The organism is Planococcus chinensis, from assembly GCF_020071995.1.
Lineage (GTDB): Bacteria > Bacillota > Bacilli > Bacillales_A > Planococcaceae > Planococcus > Planococcus chinensis_A.
On record NZ_JABWTK010000031.1, the window covers coordinates 1 to 667 of the forward strand.

General features: G+C 50.8%; 4 tRNA genes. All 4 read right to left on the bottom strand.

The features are described from left to right. Nucleotides 1–254: 254 nt before the first annotated feature. Nucleotides 255–347, bottom strand: a tRNA-Ser gene (locus HU147_RS19115). Nucleotides 348–361: 14 nt separating this feature from the next. Then, nucleotides 362–438 (bottom strand) — tRNA-Ile (locus tag HU147_RS19120). Nucleotides 439–446: 8 nt separating this feature from the next. After that, a tRNA-Met gene (locus HU147_RS19125) sits at nt 447–520 on the bottom strand. Nucleotides 521–540: 20 nt separating this feature from the next. Next, nucleotides 541–616, bottom strand: a tRNA-Ala gene (locus HU147_RS19130). Nucleotides 617–667 lie beyond the last annotated feature (51 nt).

A 667-nucleotide genomic window follows, 5' to 3' on the forward strand; every position in this document is an offset into this window, starting at 1 on the left:
GATTTGAACCTGCGACCTCCGGGTTATGAGCCCGACGAGCTACCGAACTGCTCTACCCCGCGACAATAATATAGGTGATACATTGTTACTCTTACGCTTTTCGCTTGATGGACACCTGCATCGCCTTTCGGCTGCTTCGGTGTAACTTCGCCGTTTTCATACGGCTCGTTGCTCTACCCCGCGACAATAATAATTGAGTTTCTTCTATTATATATAGAAGTTTAAAAATGATAGTCCACACATTTTAAAATAAATGGAGGAGGAAGAGGGATTCGAACCCCCGCGGGATTTGACTCCCCTGTCGGTTTTCAAGACCGATCCCTTCAGCCAAACTTGGGTATTCCTCCGTGATAATAATAAATGGTGGACCTTGCAGGACTCGAACCTGCGACCGGACGGTTATGAGCCGTCTGCTCTAACCAACTGAGCTAAAGGTCCTAAAAAAGTGGCGGCAGAGGGGATCGAACCCCCGACCTTACGGGTATGAACCGTACGCTCTAGCCAGCTGAGCTACGCCGCCAGGATCTTTAATATAATAGTTGGTGGAGCCTAGCGGGATCGAACCGCTGACCTCCTGCGTGCAAGGCAGGCGCTCTCCCAGCTGAGCTAAGGCCCCATTGAATGGTCGGGAAGACAGGATTCGAACCTGCGACCCCTTGGTCCCAAA